A 19,317-nucleotide genomic window follows, 5' to 3' on the forward strand; every position below is an offset into this window, starting at 1 on the left:
GACTCGGACCGTTCGAGCAAGCAGGAATGTGACTGGGCGGGACCCGGGCGAGGCTTGGGTTAGTTCGGAAGCCAGGAAGCCAGGATTCAGAGTCGTGGCTTCCTGGCTTCTGAATGCGTTCTTTGGGCGGGGAAGTCGGCGCGATGCTTGCGCGAGGCCGGCCGGTGCGCCATCCCGTGGAGCAGCATGAAGTCGTTTGCCACCGCCACTGCTGCGTTGAAGCGTCGCCTCGGCCCGCGGGTCGTCGCGACGGATGCCGCGTCGCTGGACGAAGCGTCCTATGACAGCGCGAAGCTCCCGTTCCGGCCCGAGGCGGTGGTACGGGTGCGGCGCGAGGCGGACGTGGGCGCAGTGCTGGAACTCGCGAATCGTCACGGCGTGCCCGTGACGACGCGCGGCCGCGGGACGACGCTGACGGGCGCGGCGACGCCGGTGCGCGGCGGCTGGGTCGTCGATATGCTGGCGTTGAACGCGATCGCGATCGATGACGAGGCCGGCATGGCGCAGGTCGGGGCGGGCGCGAAGGTCGGCGATATCCAGCGCGCGGCCGACGCGAAAGGCTGGTTCTACCCGCCCGATCCCTCGTCGAAGGAATACTGCACCATCGGCGGCAACATCGCGTGCAACGCCGGCGGCATGCACGGCGGAAAGTACGGCGTCACGCGGGACTTCGTGGTGTCGCTGCGCGGCTTTCTGCCGACCGGAGAATTCGTGGAGTGGGGCACGGCGACGAAGAAGTTTTCCGCCGGCTTCAACCTGCGCGATCTCTGGATCGGCAGCGAGGGCATGCTCGGGATCGTGACGGGCGCGGTGCTGAAACTCATTCCGCGACCGGCCGAGCGCTGGACGCTGCTCACGTCGTTTCGCGATGAGACCGCGGCGTTGCAGGCGGCGCTGGCGCTTTTTCGGGCGCGCGTGCAGCCGGCCATCTGCGAGTTTCTCGATCGCGAGAGCGTGCTGTGCGCGGAGCGCGCGACGGGCAAGGTGGTGTTTGCCGGCCAGTCGGGGCGTCCGGTGTTGTTGCTGGAACTTGCCGGCTCGAAGGCCGAGGTGCGCGAGCAGAAGGCACTCGTGCTCGCTTGGGCGGCGGACTACGCGACGGCCCACCGGGCGGCACGAACCCGCGAGGAAGCGGAGGAATTGTGGGCGGTGCGCCGCAAATGTTCCGGCGCGATGTTCGAGCTGGGCGATGCCAAGCTCAACGAGGACATCGTGGTGCCGATGAGAAACTACGTCGCGTTCGCGAAATTCCTCGCGCGGCTGAAACGCGAGTCCGGGCTGCACATCCCGACCTTCGGCCATCTGGCCGACGGCAATCTCCACGTGAACATCATGTATCACAAGGCGGTGCCGGCGGAGTGCCGCACGGCGGAACGCACGGTGAAGACCCTGATGAAAACCGTCGTGGCGCTCGGCGGATCCATTTCGGGCGAGCACGGCATCGGCCTCGCGAAGACGCCGTTCCTGCGCATCCAGCACTCACCCGCGCAGGTGCGTGCAATGAAGGCGGTCAAGGACGCGCTCGATCCTCGCGGCATCCTGAATCCCGGAAAAATGTTCGAGATCTTCGAGGTGTGGAAACACGCGCGCCTCGACGTGAAGTTGCCGTGGGATCACAAGTAGGCCGGGCGGCGGCGTCGCCCGCTGGAGTGTAGCTACGAGCGCCAGCGAGTGGCGTCTGGTGCGGCGCCTAGGGTGGCGGGCAAGTTCGCCCGCACGGCCGGCGCGTTCTGGTTTCTTGTCGAGCCGCCACTCGCCGCCACTCGCTGGCGCTCGTAGCTACGGAAGGCCATCAGTGTTTCGCGAGGGCCGCGGCGGCCGTTTCCTGAAACACCCGGCGCACGTCGCTGGCGTCGCTGTTGGGGAAGTTCGAACGCTGCACCATGAGCAGGTACGCGACGCCTTTGACCGGATCGATCCACGCCTGCGTGCCCCATGCGCCGCCGTGGCCGAAGGTGCCCGGCGACAGCATCGCGGCGAGGCCTTCGTGCGGCGTGCGCAGGATGCAGGTGCCGATGCCCCAGCCGTAATTCATCCCGCGCTGGCCGTAGGTGTCGTTTTGGAAGAAGCCCGTGGGCAGGTTGCCGGTCGAAACCGACGTCAGCACCTGAAACGCCGCCGGACTCAGGTAGCGTTTACCGTCGAGCGCACCGCGATTGAGCAGCATCTGGCAGAATCGGGCGTAATCGTTGGCGGTGGAGAACAGCCCGCCGTTCCCCTGGGGCGGACGATTGCGGCTACCGTAGTCGGCGCGCGCGGGTGCCGGCGTGAGCGCGCCGGTGTCCTTGTTCTTTGCATAGCCCACCGCGAGTTGCTTCAGCTGGGCCTCGTTGGGATAGAACGTCGTGTTCTTCATCCCGAGCGGATCGAACAGGCGTTTTTGGAGAAACGCATCGAAAGTCATGCCGCTGACCACTTCGACGATCCGGCCCGCGAGATTGATGCCGGACTGCGTGTACTTCCATTTCTCGCCGGGTTCGTACTGCATCTTCGCCGCGAGCCAGACGGGGACGAGGTCGGCGAGGGTCTTTGCGGCCTGCGCGGCCGGGCCAGACGCTTCACCAAGGCCGGACGTATGATTGAGGATCTGCGTGATGGTGAGATTGGCCGGTTTGCCGGACGGGGTCTTCAGGCTGGCAAACTCAGGGATGTAGTTCGCGACCGGGTCGGCGACGTTCAGCTTGCCCTCGTCCTGCAACATGAGCACGGCGACGCCCGTGATGGGCTTGGTCATCGACGCGATCCAGCAGAGGGAGTCGGGCGTGATCGGCCGCTGGGTGGCGAGATCCGCGTAACCGGTGCTTTCGAGGTGCAGGATCTTATCCTTCGAGAGCACGACGGTCACGGCGCCGGCGATTTCCTTTTGATCGATCTTCGCCTGCATCGCGGCACCGATGCCGGGCAGTTGTGGGGCGGCGGTCAGCGTCGCGGCGAGCAGGCAGGACGAGGCAACGAGGCGCAGGGGCAGGGCGGGGCTCATGCTGTTTCAGTAGCGGTTTCGCGGGGAGCCGCAAGCGGAAGGTCGGTGAGCGCGGGATCGCCTGCTCTAGATAGACGCGTCTCCCGTAGAGAACCCGCCGTGAATGGCGTGTGAACAACCTCGCGGGTTTTTCCATTGCGGGGCGGAGATGCGCGCCTTGAATCGGCCGTTTCCATCCTGCATGTATCTCAAGGCGCTCAAGCTTCACGGCTTTAAAAGCTTCGCGGACCCGACCACCCTTCGGTTCGAACCCGGCGTCACGGCCGTCGTCGGCCCGAACGGTTGCGGCAAGTCGAACATCGCCGACTCCATCCGCTGGGTGCTGGGCGAACAGAGTGCCAAGGCGCTGCGCGGCGGCAAGATGCAGGACGTCATCTTCGAGGGCGCGGACACCCGCAAGCCCGCCCAAATGTGCGAAGTGTCGCTGCTCCTGACGGACTGCGAAAAGCAGCTCGGCAGCGAATTCCATGAAATCGAAATCATGCGTCGCGTGCATCGCGACGGCCAGAGCGAGTACTCGTTCAACGGCCAGCCGTGCCGGTTGAAGGACATCCAGAAGCTTTTCATGGACACCGGCATTGGCCGGACCAGCTACTCGATCATGGCGCAGGGCCAGATCGATCAGATCCTGTCGTCGAAGCCCGAGGAACGACGCGCGGTGTTCGAGGAGGCGGCCGGCATCACGAAGTACAAGTCCCAGCGGCGCGAAGCCCTGCAGAAACTCTCGCTCACCGATCAGAATCTCGCGCGCGTTGCGGACGTGATCGGGGAAGTCGGCCGCCAGATCGGCAGCCTCCGCCGGCAAGCTTCGAAGGCGATGCGTTACAAGCGGCTCAATCACCGCCTGCGGCATCTCGCGCTGGCGTGGAGCGGCTACCATCATACGCAGCTGACTGCGACGCTCGTGGAACTCGAGGCCAAGGTCGCGACCTTGCGGGCCGCGGCGGACGAACGCCGGCAGAACTTTGAAACGCAGGAGACCGCGCTTGCCGAGAAGCGGGCGCATCGCAGCCGGCTCAACCAGCGCGTGCAGGATGCGCAGCAGGCCGTGTTCGATCTGCGCTCGCAGAAGGAAGCCGCGGAAAACGCCGCGAACCTCGCGCAGATCAAGCGCAGCGGACTCGAGGACCGGCTGGCGTCGTCGCGCGACAATCTCACCGAGGTGGAAATGCAGCTGCGCGAAGTCGCCGCGCAGGTCGACACCGGCGCGACCGACAAGCAGACGCAGCTCGAATTGCTCGGCGGCAGCGACGCCGTGTTCCAGCAGCGGAATCGCGAACTCGCGATCGTCGAGGGCGAGTTGAGCAAGCTCGAGCAGGAGCTCAACCAGTCGAAATTCCAGCTCCTGCAAATCGAGAGCACGGTCGCGCGGCTGCGCACCGACTGCTCCGGCTACGAGGTCGACCAGAAGACGAGCGTGCACAAGCACGACTCGCTCGCGCAGGATCTCGAGGGCGTTCGCCAGGCCCAGTCGTCGGCCGCGCAATTGGCGGCCGAAACCGACGCCCGGGCCGAGGAGGCCGTCACGGAAAAATCGCGCGCCCACAGCGAGACCGTCACGGCGCAGCAGACCATCACCGACCTCACGAAGGAATTCCGTGAGGCGCAGCGCAAGATGCAGGAAATCGATCGCACGATCGCGCAGCGGACGGCGCGGCTGCGGCTGCTGCAGCAATTGCAGGAAAAGTGGGAAGGCTTCGGCGAGGGTGCGAAAGCCGTGCTGCAGGGCCGGCTCGATGCCGCGCTGCAGGGCGCGAAGGTGGCGCCGATCACGCAGGGACTCGCAGTGACGGCTGAATACGGCAAGGCGGTCGAGGCGATCCTCGGTTCCGCGGCCGAGGCGATCAGCGTGAGCGAGCTCTCCACCGCCCAGCGGATCATCGCGCAGCTCGACGCCGAGCAGATCGGCTCGGCCATCCTGCGCGTATCCGAAATGGGACTGCGCACCGAAGGTTACTTTGAGCTGCCGCCCGGACTCGTGCCGGCGGCGCAGGCGGTGAGCGACACGGATCCGGCGCATCCGGCGTTCGGCGTGTTGCGCGAGTCGTACATCGCGGACGATCTCGGCGCGTTTCTTTCCTTCTGGAAGGAAAACCCGGGCTTCCCGTTCCTGGCGGTGGCGACGCGGAAGGGCGACCTCGTCGATCGGCGCGGACTCATTTACGGCGGTCATCACAGCAGCAAGCGCGCGGCGCACAGCATCGTGCAGCGCGAGATCGATCTGCGCGAGACGGCCAAGGCGCTCGCGGACGACCAGAAGATTCATGACGACCAGCGCGCCGCGATTGAGACGCTGAACCAGCGGCTGGCGGAGGCTGAGCAGTTGCTTGAACAACGCCGCGCCGACGTGCTGGCGGCGACGCAGACGCTGGCGTCGGTCCAGGCCGAGCAGCGCAATGCGCAGCGCAACGTCGAGGAAATCGGCAACCGGCTCAACCGGATGGAGAACGAGCTGGCCTCGCTCGAGCACGCCCGCAACGAGGCGCACGCCCGCTGGGAAAAAGCGCAGCTTGGGCTGACCGAGGCCGACGCGACGGCCGCGGCGGGACGCGAGCGCATCCGGCAACTGGAGACGCGCATTGTCGAGGTGCGCACCGACCGCGACGTGAAGCGCGACACCCTCGCGCAGGCGCGGCTCGAGCTCGCGGAACGCCGCCAAAAGGTCGAGGTGATCGACCGCGGTCTCGGCGAGATGGAACGCCGCCGCCAGCAGCTCAGCGAATTGCTCGTGCAGCGGCAGACCGAAATCGAATCGTGGACCGAGCAGGTCGGCGAACTCGAGCGGACCACGACGGAGCAGCGTTCGCGCGGGGCGCAGCTCGCGGAGACCTTTGTCGTCGCGCAGGAGCAGGTCGAGAAGGTGCGTTTCGAACTCACCGACATCGAGCGCGAGATCAATGGCCTCGAGTCGGCGCAGCACGCGGTGCGCGACGAATCGGAGTCGGCGCACGATCAGTTGAGTTCGCACGAAATCAAGCTGGCCGAAAACCGGCAGCGCGCGCAGTTCCTCGCCGAGGAAGTCACGCGGGAATTCCAGACCGACGTCGCGGGTGTCGATTGGAAACACCAGTTGTGGCACTCCGACGACGAGCCGGCGGGCATCAAGCCGCTCGATCTCGACGAGGATGAAGATGATGCGCCCGCCGAAGCGGCGAAGGACGCCGAGGGCGAGGCCGCACCGAAGCGTCGCCGCAAGGCCAAGGGCCCGAAGGGCGAGCCGACCGAGGACGACCTCAAGGCGCTCGAGGCCAATGACTGGCCGGCCACCAAGGCCGAGATCGATGCGTTGCGCCAGCGCCTGAACAGCATGGGCGCGGTGAATCTCGTCGCCATCGAGGAATACGCGGAGCTCAAACAGCGTCACGATTTCCTCGCGGGCCAGGTCAACGATCTCACGACGGCGAAAGCCGAACTCGTGAAAGCGATCGACGAGATCAACCAGACGTCGCTCCAGCAATTCCAGGTCACGTTCGAGCAGATCCGGAAGAACTTCGAATACACCTTCCACACGCTGTTCGGCGGCGGTCGCGCGCACTTGGAGTTGATCCAGGCCGAGGACATTCTCGAGAGCGGCATTGAAATCGTGGCACAGCCGCCGGGCACGAAGCTCAAGGGCATCACGCTGCTGTCGGGCGGACAGAAGACACTGACGGCCGTCGCGCTGCTGTTCGCACTCTACATGGTGAAGCCGTCGCCGTTCTGCTTGCTCGATGAGCTGGATGCGCCGCTCGACGAATCGAACATCGGCCGGTTCACAGACTTGTTGAAGAAGTTCGTTGGCGAGTCGCAGTTCATCATCATCACGCACAACAAGCGCACGGTCTCGGCCGCGCAGGCGATTTACGGCGTGACGATGGAGGAACGCGGCGTGTCGAAGACCGTCTCGATGCGCTTCAACCAGGAGCACGGCGAACCCGAGGCTCAGGGCCGCAACATCGCGGAGTCGGTCGTCGGAGCGCGCGCCGCCGCGACGGCCGCCAATACCGCGAAGGTCAACGCTGCCGCCGCTGCCGCACCGGCGCCGGTGCCGGTCTGAGCCGGATCCGTCGGGCTCTCTCGTGAGTGTAGGCGGGGTGCCCTCACCCCGCGTTGATCGTAGTGTCGGTCGTTGCAACTGCGGGTGATGGCACCCCGCCCGCAGTGGGAGCGAAAGCCTCCCGCCTGCTTCGATCTGATGCCTGCCGGAGGCCGGCGCTCCCGGGTGGCTCTGCGGTTGCACCCCCGGGATTGGTCGGCGCCGGCCTCGACTCCATGTCGCGATGCCCGTTCCTCCGGGCATGCTGCGATTCCTTCGTTCCTTGCTCGGTGCGGGCCACGACGCGAGCGCGGAGCGCGGTGAACGCGGCGAGCGACTCGCGGCGGACTGGCTCGAACGCGAGCGCCACTTTCGCATCGTGGCGCGCAACTGGCGCAATCCGCGCGATCGGCGGGAGGAACTCGATCTCGTGGCACGTGACGGCGAGGTCCTGGTGTTCGTCGAGGTGAAGACGCGCGACGCGGATGCGCTGGTGCCCGGATACTTCGCGGTCAACGCGCGAAAGAAGCGGGTGCTGCGGCGGGCGGTTCGGTCGTACCTGAACCCGCTGGCGGCGCACCGGCCACGCACGATTCGCTTCGACGTGGTCGAGGTGGCGCTGGCGGCGGACGGCACCGGCGGCGCGCGCATCCTGCACTTCGAAAACATCCCGCTTTTTTCGAAACATTTCCGGGGTTAGGTGAAGCATCACGTCCGGTTTGCGTCCCGTCATAACCTGCATTTCCCTTGCGCCGCACCGGGCCGATCCGGAAAACCATTGCCTCCCATGTCCGACACACCGCGCCATCCCTTCTTGCACGGGCTCAGCAAGCATCGCGGTGCGCCGCCGACCGTCGTTGTGATTTTCGGTGCCTCCGGCGATCTCACCGCGCGGAAACTGATCCCGGCGGTCTACAATCTCAGTCACGACAACCTGCTGCCGGCTGATTTCCATCTGGTGGGCTACGGCCGCAAGGCCATTCCCGACGGGGAATTCCGTTCGCTGGCGGCAGACGCGATCAAGGAGTTCTCGCGGCGCGAGCTCAACGGCGAGGTCTGGGAACGCGTGGCCGCGCACACGACGTATGTGGCGGGCGGATATGACGAGCGGGCGGCGTTCGACCGGCTCGCGCAGCACATTGACGGGATCGAGAAGAAGATTGGCCGCGATGTGCAGCGGTTGTTCTACATCTCGACGCCGCCGTCAGTCTTCGCGCCGATCATCATGAACCTCGGTGCCAGCGGTCTTGCGGCCAAACACCTCGGCACCCCGCTGCACGCAAAGGTGATTATCGAAAAGCCGTTCGGCAAGGACCTGACGTCCGCGCGCGAACTCAACGGCACGATTCGCTCCGTCTTCGAGGAGCACCAGGTTTACCGCATCGATCATTATCTCGGGAAGGAGACCGTGCAGGATTTGCTCGTGCAGCGGTTTGCCAACGCGATCTTCGAGCCGCTGTGGAACCGCAACTTCATCGACAGCGTGCAGATCACCGTGGCCGAGGAAGTCGGCGTTGGTTCGCGCGGCGGCTATTACGAACAGAGCGGCTGCCTGCGGGACATGATCCAGAATCACACCATGCAGCTGCTGGCGCTGACGGCCATGGAGCCGCCGGGCTCGCTCGATGCCGAGGCGATTCGCGACGAGAAGGTCAAGGTGCTGAAGGCGATTCAGCCGCTCACGATCGGTCCCGCGGGCGACGTCGCGCGGGCGCAGTACGGCGCAGGCATGATGAGCGGAAAGTCCGTGCCCGGTTATCTCGAGGAAGAGGGGATTCAGCCGCAGTCGAACACCGAGACCTACGCGGCGCTGCGGCTCTCGATCAACAACTGGCGCTGGCAGGGCGTGCCGTTTTACCTGCGCTCGGGCAAACGCATGGCGCGGCGCGTGTCGGAGATCGCGATCAACTTCCGGCGTCCGCCGGGGACGCTGTTTGCCGGCGAGACCGCCCGCTTCGACTTGGCGGCCAACACGCTGTCGTTTCAGATTCAGCCCGACGAGGGCTTGAGTTTGATCCTCAACACCAAGGTGCCCGGGCTCGAGACGCGCACGCAGCCGGTGAAGATGAGTTTCCGTTACGCGACGACGTTCGGTTCCAACACGGCCGAGGCCTATGAGCGGCTCGTGCTCGATGCGATGATTGGTGACGGCACGCTTTTCATCCGCGGCGACGAGGCCGAGGCGTCGTGGAAACTCTGCACCCCGGTGCTCGACTACTGGCGCAGCGTGGGGCGGACCGGCATGGATACGTACGCGGCCGGATCGTGGGGCCCGCCGAGCGCGGACGCGCTGCTCGCCAAACAGGCGCATTGCTGGCGTCAGCCGTAGGCCGCGGCGGGGTCGCGGCCGATCTCAGACTTGAAATCTGACATTTGAGAGCGGCGCTTCGGACTCCGTTTCATACCGATCAGATCTCAAAACAATCATCTCAGATCTCAAATTTCAGATCTCATACCAATCGCTCTTTGCCTTTGGACTTTAGCCGTGGCTACGAGCGCCAGCGAGTGGCCGAACGACCACTCGCTGGCGCTCGTAGCCACGATCGATCCAGAAGTTCAAAAGCAAGGAGCGATTGGTATCAGATTTCAAAAATCCACGCCCATGCCCGCCATATTTGATGCCTTGCCCGGGATAGAGGTGCCGGTCGGCGCCATCTCCAAGAGTCTTGCGGCGATGTGGACCGACAACGTCGCCGATGGCCGGCCCACGCTCGAGGCCGACGACGCGAAGGCGACGCAGGTGAACTTCGTGCTGCATCTCGGGTTGAACTCGACGCCGGCCGATGCCACGCGCCAGTTCGAGACCGTGGTGAAATTCTCGCAGCGGCACCCGAGCCGGATCGTCGTGCTGTGTCCGCTGCTCGACGACGTGCCGGAGCCGCAGATGCGCGCGAAAATCTTCGGCGAGTGCTTTCTCGGCAAATCGAAGACGGACAAGCGCTGCGTCGAGTTCGTGATGTTGAGCTACTCGCACAGCGCGCGGCCGTTCCTCGAGAACCAGGTGTCGATTTCCCTCTCGACCGATCTGCCGCTCTATTACTGGGCGCACAAATTCTCGGCGAGCGGCCGGCTGGCGGACTATCGTTACCTGCTCAGCCGGGCCAAACGCGTGTTGATCGACAGCGCGATCGCGCCGCCGGACGCCCTCACGTATCCGTGGCCGAATCCCAGCGCGACCCGCGATCTCGTTTACTGCCGGCTGCTGCCGGTGCGACAGAGCATCGGGCAGTTCTTCGCTGCCTACGATCCGGCCCGCTTGGTCGAGGGCCTGAAAAGGGTGACGGTCCTCCACACTTCCGGACTCGCGGCCGAGGGCCGCGTGCTGCTGGCGTGGCTGCAGCGTCGGCTGGCGGCATGCGGGCAAGTGCCCGAGCAGGCGACGATGGCAACGGCCACCTTGGAGGGCGACCGTGGTTGTCTGGGCGTTAATTTCGACTACGCGGACGGCAAGCGCACGTTTCGCTGGACCGGCACGCTCAGCACCGGCCAGGCGCTGTTCGAGGCCGACTTCGGCACGGGCCGCACGCGACTGCCTGCGGCCGTCAGCCTGCTCGCGCCCGAAACGTCGCTCAGCGAGGCGATGTTTTTCTGACCCGGGGCCCTGAAGGATCGCCCGCGAATCACGCGGATGGGCGCGAATTTCAGCGAGACAAATTCAAGGTCCTTTCATTCGTGGCCATTCGCGTGATTTGCGGGCCAATGAATCGCTGGCTGACTGCGCTGGCAGTCGTCCCACCTGCATCCGACAGCCGCGGACTTCGGGCCCCGCGCCCACATTTTCCGTGAACTCGGGGCGCGGCCCGGCTACGAGTGCGGGTATGAATCGCCCCTTCATCCGCGGATCGATCGCGATGGTTCTGCTGGCCGCCACCGCCAGTGCGTACAAGGAAGTGCCGCCGCCGGATAAGGTCGTGTTGCCCGCGCCGCGCTCCGCCGCCGCCTCGCTCGCGTCGATCACCGTTCCCGCCGGTCTGGAAATCGAGCTCGTCGCGTCCGAGCCGCAGGTGAAGGACCCGATCGATCTCGCGTGGGATGCCGCCGGCCGCATGTGGGTGGTCGAGATGGCGGACTATCCGCTCGGCCTGGATGGGAAGGGCAAGCCGGGCGGGCGTATCCGGGTGTTGGAGTCGACGCACGGCGACGGCCGTTACGACAAGATGACGCTGTTTGCCGACGGGCTGAATTTTCCGACGTCGGTCACACCCTGGCGCAACGGCGTGCTGGTGACGGCGATTCCGGACGTGTTGTTTCTCGAGGACACCGATGGCGACGGGCGCGCGGATCGGACCACGAAGCTTTTCACCGGACTGGGCGAGGGCAACCAGCAGCACCTGTCGAACGGCCTGCAGTGGAGTCTCGACGGCTGGCTTCACGTCGCCAACGGCAACAGCGGTGGCAAGATCACGTCGCCGCAGTCGCCGCGCCCGCTCGAGGTCGGACAACGGGACTTCCGCATCGCGCCGGATCGCGGCGCGGTGGAGTTGCTCAGCGGCCAGTCGCAGGTGGGACGCAACCGCGACGACTGGGGTAACTGGTTTGGCTGCAATAATTCCAATCCCATCTGGCACTTTGCGCTCGAGGATCACTACCTGCGGCGCAATCCGCACCTCTCGCCGCCCAACGCCACGGTCACGGTGGCGAGCGTGCCCGGGGCGGCGCGGATTTATCCAACGAGCCAGACCTTTGCGCGCTTCAACGATCCGCACGGTTTCAACCACGTCACGTCGGCCTGCGGCGTGATGATCTATCGCGACGACTGGCTCGGCGCGGCATTTGCCGGCAACGTCTTCGTCTGCGAACCGGTGCACAACCTCGTCCACCGCGAGGTCGTGCGTCCCGTCGGCCCCACGTTCAAGAGTGACCGCGCGCCCGGTGAGCAGACGTCGGAGTTTCTGGCGTCGACCGACAACTGGTCTCGTTTCACCGCGGTCCGCGCCGGACCCGACGGTGCGCTCTACGTCGTCGACATGTATCGCCTCGTAATCGAGCACCCGAAGTGGATTCCCGATGCGTGGCAGAAGGAGCTCGGCGATCTGCGCGCGGGGGAGAACGCGGGCCGCATCTATCGCGTGAAGCCCAAGGGCGCGACGCTCCGACCCGTGCCGGTGCTGGCGAGCGCGAGTGGCGCCGCGCTCGTGCAGGCGCTGGAGAGTCCGAGCGGCATCGTACGCGATCTCGCGCAGCAGCAGCTGACGTGGCGGCGCGAGGCGTCGGCTGTTCCCGCCCTCGTGCAACTGGCCGCCCGGGCGGAGCGGCCGGCGACGCGCGCGCAAGCTTTGTGGACGTTGCACACGATGGAGGCGTTGACGGCACCCGTGGTGGCGCGGGCGTTGCAGGATCCGCATCCTGGAGTGCGCCGGCAGGCCGTGCGTTTGAGCGAGGCGTTCGCGGGGTCCGCGCCGGACTTGCTCCCCCGCATCGCGGCGCTGGTGGACGATGCGGATGCCGCGGTGCGGCAGCAGGTCGGCTACACGCTCGGCGAGTGGAAAACGCCGGCAGCGGGCATCGCGTTGGCGCGGCTGCTGCGGGCCAACGATGATCGTTTCATTCGCACGGCGGCGATGAGTTCAGCCCTGCCGCATGCCGCGACGCTGATCGCGCAGTTCGAGGCCGACGGACGGGGCGACGATCCTCTGCTGATCGAGATCGCGACCGCGACCGAGAACGCGAAGGCGCTCGCCTCGATCCTGACCGCGCTGGCGGCACCGCGACCAGCGGCGGGAGTGGCGCAGCAGTTTGCCACGCTCGGCCTGCTGCTCGACTGGTTGCAGCGAAACAACAAGACGCTCGTGCAGCTGCAGAACGTCGGTGGCGAGGCGATGACGCAGGCGCTCGCCGCGGCCGATGGAGTCTTTGGCGCGGCGCGTGGCGTCGCGATGGATTCGGCGGCGGCGCCGACGGCCCGGGTGGCGGCGGCGCGCGTGCTCGGTCGCGGCCGCGGCCAGCAGACGGAGGACGTGGAGCTGCTGGCCCGGCTGCTGACGCCGGCGTCACCGGTGGATTTGCAGCTCGCGGCGGTGGCCTCGCTCGGTCGCATCAACCGGCAGACGGTGGCCGATCGCCTGCTGGAGGGCTGGAGTGGATACGGTGGGACGGTGCGGGCCGCCGTGCTCGATCTCGTGATCAGCCGGCCGGCGTGGGCGCAGGTGCTGCTCGACCGGCTCGAAGCAAACCGTGATCTCCTGCCCCAGGTGGACGCCGGCCGGCGCGCGGCGCTGACCCAGCACAGCAACCAGAAACTGGCCGAGCGGGCGTCGGCGTTGTTCAACGCCGGGATGGACGCGAACCGGCAGCAGGTGATCGAGCGCTACCAGGCGGCGCTGCCGGCGATTGCCGGTGACGCGCAGCGCGGCGCGGGTATTTTCACGGCGATGTGCAGTGCGTGTCATGCGTTCGGCACCGTGCCCGGACGCAAGGTCGGACCGGATCTCGCGACGGTGAAGGACCGCAGCGCGCCTTATCTGCTCACGCACATCCTTGATCCCAATCGTACGGTCGAAGACCGCTATGTTTTCTACACGGTCACGACGCAGGATGGTCGTTCTGTGGCAGGCATGCTGGCGGGGGAGGCGGGCAGCAGCATCACGATGATTGGCCTTGATGGCGTCGAGCAGACGATCCTGCGCAGCGAAGTGCGTTCGCTGATCAGCAGCGGGCGTTCGCTGATGCCGGACGGCTTGGAGGGCGCGCTCGGTGAACAGCCGATGGCGGATCTGATCGCGTTCCTGGCGGCGGGCGGAAATCGCTAGGGTTGCATGGTCAGAAGCACGCCGACGATCTCCCGCGAATCACGCCAATGGACGCGAAGATCAGAGGTGGAATAATACCAACCGCTCCTTGCTTTTGGACTTCTGGATCGATCGTGGCTACGAGCGCCAGCGAGTGGCCGTTCGGCCACTCGCTGGCGCTCGTAGCCACGGCTAAAATCCAAAGGCAAAGAACGATTGGTATAAAATCTACCGCTCGCCATTACGGTTCACCGTGGGATGAGCGCTCTAGACGATCGTTTCGCCTTCGCGTCCATTGGCGTGATTCGCGGGCAACAAACTTGTTTCCGCTCACGCGCTCACGCTCGTAGCTACGGCGTCACGCCATCCGCAAAACGGCGTACGTCCGCTTGCCCTTGCGGAGCAGCACGTACTTGCCAAACAGCAGATCGGTCGTCGTCACGGCCCGGGCGATGTCGGCGGCGCGGACGTTGTTCAAATAGATACCGCCGCCTTCGACGTCCTTGCGGGCCTGACCCTTGGAGGGCGCGAGACCGCTGTGCACGAGGACATCGAGAAGCGATAGGCCGGCGCCCTCGAGTTTGGCGCGCTCGAGATCCTTGGTCGGCACTTCACCGACGACGTCGGCGAAGACGGCCTCGCTGACACCTTCAAGGCCGCCGCCGAACATGATTTCGCTGGCGCGCTGCGCATCGGCGAGCGCGGACTCGCCGTGCACCGTGAGTGTCATGGCGCGGGCAAGAGCCTTCTGCGCGGCGCGGGCGCCCGGGTTGGCCTTGAGCTCGGTTTCGAGCGCGGTGATTTCGTCCGGCGTGAGAAACGTGAGCACCTTCAGCAGCTTCACGACGTCGGCGTCCTCCGACTGCATGAAGAACTGGTAGAAGCGATACGGTGACGTCCGCTTCGGATCGAGCCACACCGTGCCGGTGGCGGTCTTGCCGTACTTCGTGCCGTCGGACTTCGTCAGCAACGGAAACACGAGCCCGTACGCGGTCGCGTTGAGTTTCTTCCGGATCAGCTCGGTGCCGGCGGTGATGTTGCCCCACTGGTCGGTCGCGCCGACCTGCAGCTCGCAATTCAGGGTCTTGCGCAGGTGATAAAAATCGAACGCCTGCAGCAGCATGTAGCTGAATTCGGTGTAGCTGATGCCGTTCTCGCGATCCTCCATGCGGGCGCGGACCGACTCCTTGGCGACCATCCAGTTGACAGTGAAAAATTTTCCGACCTCGCGCAGGAAATCGAGGTAACTCATCGGCGCGGTCCAGTCCGCGTTGTTGACGAGTCGGGCGGGATTCTGGTTCGGCGTCTTCGCGGCGTCGAATTCCAGAAACTTGGCGAGCTGCTGCTTCACGCTGCCGATGTTGTGCTCGACCTGTTCGGGCGTCTGGAGATTGCGCTCGGCGGATTTGCCGGACGGGTCACCGACCATGCCGGTCGCACCGCCGGCGAGGGCGATCGGATGGTGGCCGGCGAGTTGGAAGCGGCGCAGCGCGAAGAGCGGCACGAGATTGCCGACGTGCAGGGAGTCGGCGGTCGGGTCGAAGCCGCAATACAAGGCGATCGGTCCCTCGGTCAGGCGTTTGGCGAGCGCGTCAGTGTCGGTGCAGTCGGCGTACAGGCCGCGCCATTTGAGTTCTTCGAGGAGCGTCATTGCGGGAGCGGGGAGTAAACGCGGCGGTCCGCCGGGCGCGCAAGAGCGTTTCTGGGCGGCTGAGGAGGGCGCCCGCGAATCACGCCACTACAACGCGAATGGCTGAGAATGGGTCTGGCTTCACTCCTGGGTCGAGCCATGGAAAGTGCGGGGGGATTTTGGAATAACCGTTGGCATTCGCGGCCATTCGCGTGATTCGCGGGCGCTCCTTTTTATGGCTGCGGCTAATGCCGGGCATTGCGTAAGTAGAATCGCGGCTGCTACCCGGAAAAACGGTTTGCGGCGGCGCGAACGGGACCTCAACGTCGCAATTCTTTCCCACCCGAAGGTCGGGTCGGGAATCTCAACCTCCGCATCCCACCTCCCATGCCCATCGCTGTTGGTTCCAAAGCTCCTGACTTCACCCTGAAAACGAAGGCCGCCGACGGTCTCAAAGACATCAAGTTGAGCGACGCCTTTGGCAAGAAGCAGACCGTGCTGCTCTTCTTCCCCGCGGCCTTCACCGGGGTGTGCACGCAGGAGATGTGCGACCAGACGGGCGGACTCGGCGAGTATGAGAAACTCGGGGCGCAGGTGTACGCCATCAGCGTCGACAACGCGTTCTCGCAGGAAGCGTGGGCCAAGCAGAACAAGATCGGCCTCACGCTGCTCTCCGACTTGAACAAGACCGTGACGAAGGCCTACGACGTCGTGTTCCCCATGCTCGCCGGCATCGGCGACACGTCGGCCCGCGCGGCGTTCGTCATCGGCACCGATGGCGTCGTCAAGTACTCCGAGCAGACCGCCACGCCGAAGGATCTGCCGAATTTCGCGGCGATCAAGTCGGCGCTCGCCAAGTAACGTTTTCCCCGGGGCGGGCGCCGCGAGCCGGCGCCCCCGCCCGGTGTTAAGCGCCGTTGAATCTGCGTCAGATGCGGGGTGAGTTCACCCCGCCCATAACTTTCTCCAGACTTACTCATGAGTGTCCCGACGAACCTCCCGAATCCCTTCAATACGCTGCAAACGTTCAAGGCGAACGGCGCGGCGCATAAATTCTACTCGCTGCCCGCGCTCGAGCAGTCCGGTTTCAAGGTGTCGCGCCTGCCGGTGTCCATCCGGCTCGTGCTGGAGTCGCTGCTCCGCAACTGCGATGGCAAGCGCGTGGCGGACGGCGCGATTCGGGCTCTCGCCAGCTGGGGCGCCAAGGATTCCCGGACGGAGGAAATCCCGTTCGTCGTCGCGCGCATCGTGCTGCAGGATTTCACCGGCGTGCCGCTGCTCGTGGACCTCGCGGCGATGCGTTCCGCCGTCGCCCGCATGGGCAAGAACCCGAAGATCATCGAGCCGCTCGTGCCGGTCGATCTGGTCGTCGATCACTCCGTCCAGGTGGATTTCGCCGGCTCCGCCGATGCGCTCCAGAAGAACCTCGACCTCGAGTTCTCGCGCAATCGCGAGCGGTACCAGTTTCTGAAGTGGGGCATGCAGGCCTTTGACACCTTCAAGGTGGTGCCGCCCGGCATCGGCATCGTGCACCAGGTGAATCTCGAGTATCTGGCGAAGGGCGTGCTCAACGACGCCAACGGTGTCTATTATCCGGATACGCTCGTGGGCACCGATTCGCACACGACGATGATCAACGGCATCGGCATCGTGGGCTGGGGCGTCGGCGGCATCGAGGCCGAGGCCGGCATGCTCGGTCAGCCGGTTTATTTCCTCACGCCCGACGTCGTCGGCGTGCACCTCACCGGCGCGCTGCGCGAGGGTGTCACAGCGACCGATCTCGCGCTCACCGTCACGCAGATCCTGCGCAAGGCGAAGGTGGTCGGAAAGTTCGTCGAGTTCTACGGCCCCGGCGCCAAGGCGCTGCCCGTGGTCGACCGCGCGACCATCGCGAACATGGCGCCGGAGTACGGCGCGACGATGGGATTCTTCCCGATCGACGAGGAATGCACCTCGTACCTGCGGGCCACCGGGCGCGATGAAAAGCACGTCGAGCTCTACGAAGCCTATTACAAGGCGCAGAATCTCTGGGGCATTCCGGCGCGCGGCAGCATCGATTACTCGCAGGACCTCGAGCTTGATCTCGGCACGGTGGTGCCGAGCGTGGCGGGCCCGAAGCGGCCGCAGGATCGGATCGAACTGACCAAGCTCGGTCAGGAGTTCGCGTCCGCTTTCGCCAAGCCGGTGACCGAAAATGGCTTTGGCAAGGCTCCGGCGGATTTGGCGAAGACGTTCCACGTCGAGGGTGCCGGCTGGACGAAGCCGATGCAGGGCGGTGGTAGCCAGAAACCGGTTACAGCCGCGGCCTCGGCCGCGCAGGACACCAGTGCGACGACCGAACGCGAGATGGCCAACAACCATCCGACGCCTTCCTCGGTGGCGACGCGGGCGAAGCGGATCGATGGCGAAGTGGGCCACGGCAGTGTGTTGATCGCGGCGATCACGAGCTGCACGAACACCTCCAATCCGAGCGTCATGCTCGCCGCCGGCTTGGTGGCAAAGAAGGCCGTCGAACGCGGGCTGCGCGTGAATCCGGTCGTGAAATCGTCGCTCGCTCCCGGCTCCCGGGTGGTGACCGATTATCTTACGAAGACCGGCCTCCAACCGTATCTTGATCAGCTCGGTTTCCAGACCGTCGGCTACGGCTGCACGACCTGCATCGGCAATTCCGGTCCGTTGCATCCGGCCATCGAGGAAGCAGTGACGAAGAACGATCTCGTGGCGGCGTCGGTGCTCTCCGGCAACCGCAACTTCGAGGCCCGCGTGCACCAGAACATCAAGGCGAACTTCCTGATGTCGCCTCCGCTGGTGGTGGCGTTTGCCCTCGCGGGTCGCGTCGACATCGATCTGTCGTCGGAGCCGATCGGTCACGATCGCGACGGCCGCGCAGTGTTCCTGAAGGATGTCTGGCCGACCTTGAAAGAGGTGCGCGATCAGATGCAGGCGGCGCTCAAGCCCGACGTCTTCCGGCGGTTGTACGCCGACTTCGCCGCGCAGAATCCGAAGTGGAACGAGATCCCGTCGACCACCGGCAATGTTTACCAGTTCGAGCCGAACTCGACCTACATCCAGGAGCCGCCGTTCTTCGCCGGTTTCTCGATGTCGCCCGGCACGATCGAGGAGATTTCCGGGGCAAAGGCGCTGGGCATCTTCGGCGACTCGGTCACCACCGATCACATCTCGCCGGCGGGCGCGATCAAGAAGTCGTCGCCGGCGGGCCGCTTCCTGATCGACCACGGCGTGGCCTTCGAGGAGTTCAACTCCTACGGCTCGCGGCGCGGCAACGATCGCATCATGGTGCGCGGCACCTTTGCGAACGTCCGCATCAAGAACCTGATGCTCGGCGGCAAGGAAGGTGGAAACACGATCTACCAGCCGACCGGCGAGGAGATGTCGATTTTCGACGCGGCGGCGAAGCACATCGCGGCCAAGACGCCGTTGATCGTCATCGCGGGCCAGGAGTACGGCACCGGTTCGTCGCGCGATTGGGCGGCGAAGGGCACCAATCTCCTCGGCGTCAAGGTGGTCGTCGCGCAGAGCTTCGAGCGCATCCATCGTTCCAACCTCGTCGGCATGGGCGTGCTGCCCCTGCAGTTCAAGGACGGCACGACAGCGCAGACGCTGAAGCTCGACGGCACCGAGACCTACGACGTGATCGGGCTCAGCGCCGCGATCAAGCCGCAGCAGGACATCACGCTCCGGATCACGCGCAAGGACGGCATGGTCGAGATGGTGCCGGTGCGCTGCCGTATCGATACGCCCATCGAGATCGATTACTATCAGCACGGCGGGATTCTGCCGTACGTGCTGCGCCAAATCGTGGCCCGGAATTGATGCGTTGTTCGTCGCTGGGATGAACGGGGCGGGCCCCGCGCCGTTCTCCCGGTGCCGTTCGATCCGGCGTCAGGGAGTTGCTCCCTGACGCGAAGTGATATCACTTACCCAGTATCCGCATCCCTGGCCT

10 protein-coding genes are annotated in these 19,317 nt (G+C 65.4%); 8 read left to right on the forward strand and 2 right to left on the reverse strand.

Going from position 1 to position 19,317, the window contains the following annotated elements; translation table 11 throughout:
• Window positions 1–186: 186 nt before the first annotated feature.
• Window positions 187–1,623, forward strand: a complete 1,437-nt coding sequence (locus tag ACLJEU_RS10800; RefSeq protein ID WP_414665081.1) for an FAD-binding oxidoreductase — start codon at window positions 187–189, stop codon at window positions 1,621–1,623.
• A gap of 169 nt (window positions 1,624–1,792) precedes the next feature.
• Here the strand turns inward: ACLJEU_RS10800 and ACLJEU_RS10805 are convergent, their stop codons facing one another.
• Complete coding sequence (locus tag ACLJEU_RS10805; protein WP_414665080.1) at window positions 1,793–2,980, reverse strand: serine hydrolase domain-containing protein; 1,188 nt, start codon at window positions 2,978–2,980, stop codon at window positions 1,793–1,795.
• Window positions 2,981–3,128: 148 nt separating this feature from the next.
• Here ACLJEU_RS10805 and smc point away from each other — a divergent pair, with 148 nt between their 5' ends.
• The 5 genes from smc (at window position 3,129) to ACLJEU_RS10830 (ending at window position 13,744) form a co-directional block, all read left to right on the forward strand.
• Window positions 3,129–7,016: a chromosome segregation protein SMC gene (smc, locus tag ACLJEU_RS10810; RefSeq protein ID WP_457795380.1), complete on the forward strand. Its 3,888-nt coding sequence runs from the start codon at window positions 3,129–3,131 to the stop codon at window positions 7,014–7,016.
• 223 nt (window positions 7,017–7,239) lie between these two features.
• Window positions 7,240–7,695: a YraN family protein gene (locus ACLJEU_RS10815; RefSeq protein WP_414665078.1), complete on the forward strand. Its 456-nt coding sequence runs from the start codon at window positions 7,240–7,242 to the stop codon at window positions 7,693–7,695.
• Window positions 7,696–7,782: 87 nt separating this feature from the next.
• Complete coding sequence (gene zwf, locus ACLJEU_RS10820) at window positions 7,783–9,324, forward strand: glucose-6-phosphate dehydrogenase (protein WP_414665077.1); 1,542 nt, start codon at window positions 7,783–7,785, stop codon at window positions 9,322–9,324.
• A 273-nt stretch (window positions 9,325–9,597) separates the two neighbouring features.
• The gene (locus ACLJEU_RS10825; RefSeq protein WP_414665076.1) at window positions 9,598–10,587 is read left to right on the forward strand and encodes a glucose-6-phosphate dehydrogenase; all 990 of its coding nucleotides are present in this window, start codon (window positions 9,598–9,600) and stop codon (window positions 10,585–10,587) included.
• A 226-nt stretch (window positions 10,588–10,813) separates the two neighbouring features.
• Entirely contained in the window at window positions 10,814–13,744 is a 2,931-nt protein-coding gene (locus tag ACLJEU_RS10830) for a PVC-type heme-binding CxxCH protein (RefSeq protein ID WP_414665075.1), read from the forward strand.
• Between the two features lie 337 nt (window positions 13,745–14,081).
• Here ACLJEU_RS10830 and tyrS read toward each other — a convergent pair whose 3' ends face one another.
• On the reverse strand, window positions 14,082–15,374 hold the full coding sequence (gene tyrS, locus ACLJEU_RS10835; RefSeq protein ID WP_414665074.1) for a tyrosine--tRNA ligase: 1,293 nt from the start codon (window positions 15,372–15,374) through the stop codon (window positions 14,082–14,084).
• 366 nt (window positions 15,375–15,740) lie between these two features.
• Here tyrS and ACLJEU_RS10840 point away from each other — a divergent pair, with 366 nt between their 5' ends.
• Together ACLJEU_RS10840 and acnA are read left to right on the forward strand one after the other, a co-directional pair.
• Window positions 15,741–16,214 carry a redoxin domain-containing protein gene (locus ACLJEU_RS10840; RefSeq protein ID WP_414665073.1) on the forward strand — a complete coding sequence of 158 codons (474 nt, stop codon included), beginning with the start codon at window positions 15,741–15,743 and terminating at the stop codon, window positions 16,212–16,214.
• A 117-nt stretch (window positions 16,215–16,331) separates the two neighbouring features.
• Window positions 16,332–19,187, forward strand: a complete 2,856-nt coding sequence (acnA, locus tag ACLJEU_RS10845) for an aconitate hydratase (protein WP_414665072.1) — start codon at window positions 16,332–16,334, stop codon at window positions 19,185–19,187.
• Window positions 19,188–19,317 lie beyond the last annotated feature (130 nt).

Origin of the sequence: Terrisphaera buseokensis (genome assembly GCF_047521145.2) — a bacterium.
In the GTDB taxonomy this organism is placed as follows: domain Bacteria; phylum Verrucomicrobiota; class Verrucomicrobiia; order Opitutales; family Opitutaceae; genus ER46.

Excerpts from the sequence above, each read along its gene's own strand:
- ACLJEU_RS10800 (WP_414665081.1), top strand. The coding sequence starts at position 187 with ATGAAGTCGTTTGCCACCGCCACTGCTGCGTTGAAGCGTCGCCTCGGC.
- ACLJEU_RS10805 (WP_414665080.1), bottom strand. The coding sequence starts at position 2,980 with ATGAGCCCCGCCCTGCCCCTGCGCCTCGTTGCCTCGTCCTGCCTGCTC.
- smc (WP_457795380.1), top strand. The coding sequence starts at position 3,129 with ATGCGCGCCTTGAATCGGCCGTTTCCATCCTGCATGTATCTCAAGGCG.
- ACLJEU_RS10815 (WP_414665078.1), top strand. The coding sequence starts at position 7,240 with ATGCCCGTTCCTCCGGGCATGCTGCGATTCCTTCGTTCCTTGCTCGGT.
- zwf (WP_414665077.1), top strand. The coding sequence starts at position 7,783 with ATGTCCGACACACCGCGCCATCCCTTCTTGCACGGGCTCAGCAAGCAT.
- ACLJEU_RS10825 (WP_414665076.1), top strand. The coding sequence starts at position 9,598 with ATGCCCGCCATATTTGATGCCTTGCCCGGGATAGAGGTGCCGGTCGGC.
- ACLJEU_RS10830 (WP_414665075.1), top strand. The coding sequence starts at position 10,814 with ATGAATCGCCCCTTCATCCGCGGATCGATCGCGATGGTTCTGCTGGCC.
- tyrS (WP_414665074.1), bottom strand. The coding sequence starts at position 15,374 with ATGACGCTCCTCGAAGAACTCAAATGGCGCGGCCTGTACGCCGACTGC.
- ACLJEU_RS10840 (WP_414665073.1), top strand. The coding sequence starts at position 15,741 with ATGCCCATCGCTGTTGGTTCCAAAGCTCCTGACTTCACCCTGAAAACG.
- acnA (WP_414665072.1), top strand. The coding sequence starts at position 16,332 with ATGAGTGTCCCGACGAACCTCCCGAATCCCTTCAATACGCTGCAAACG.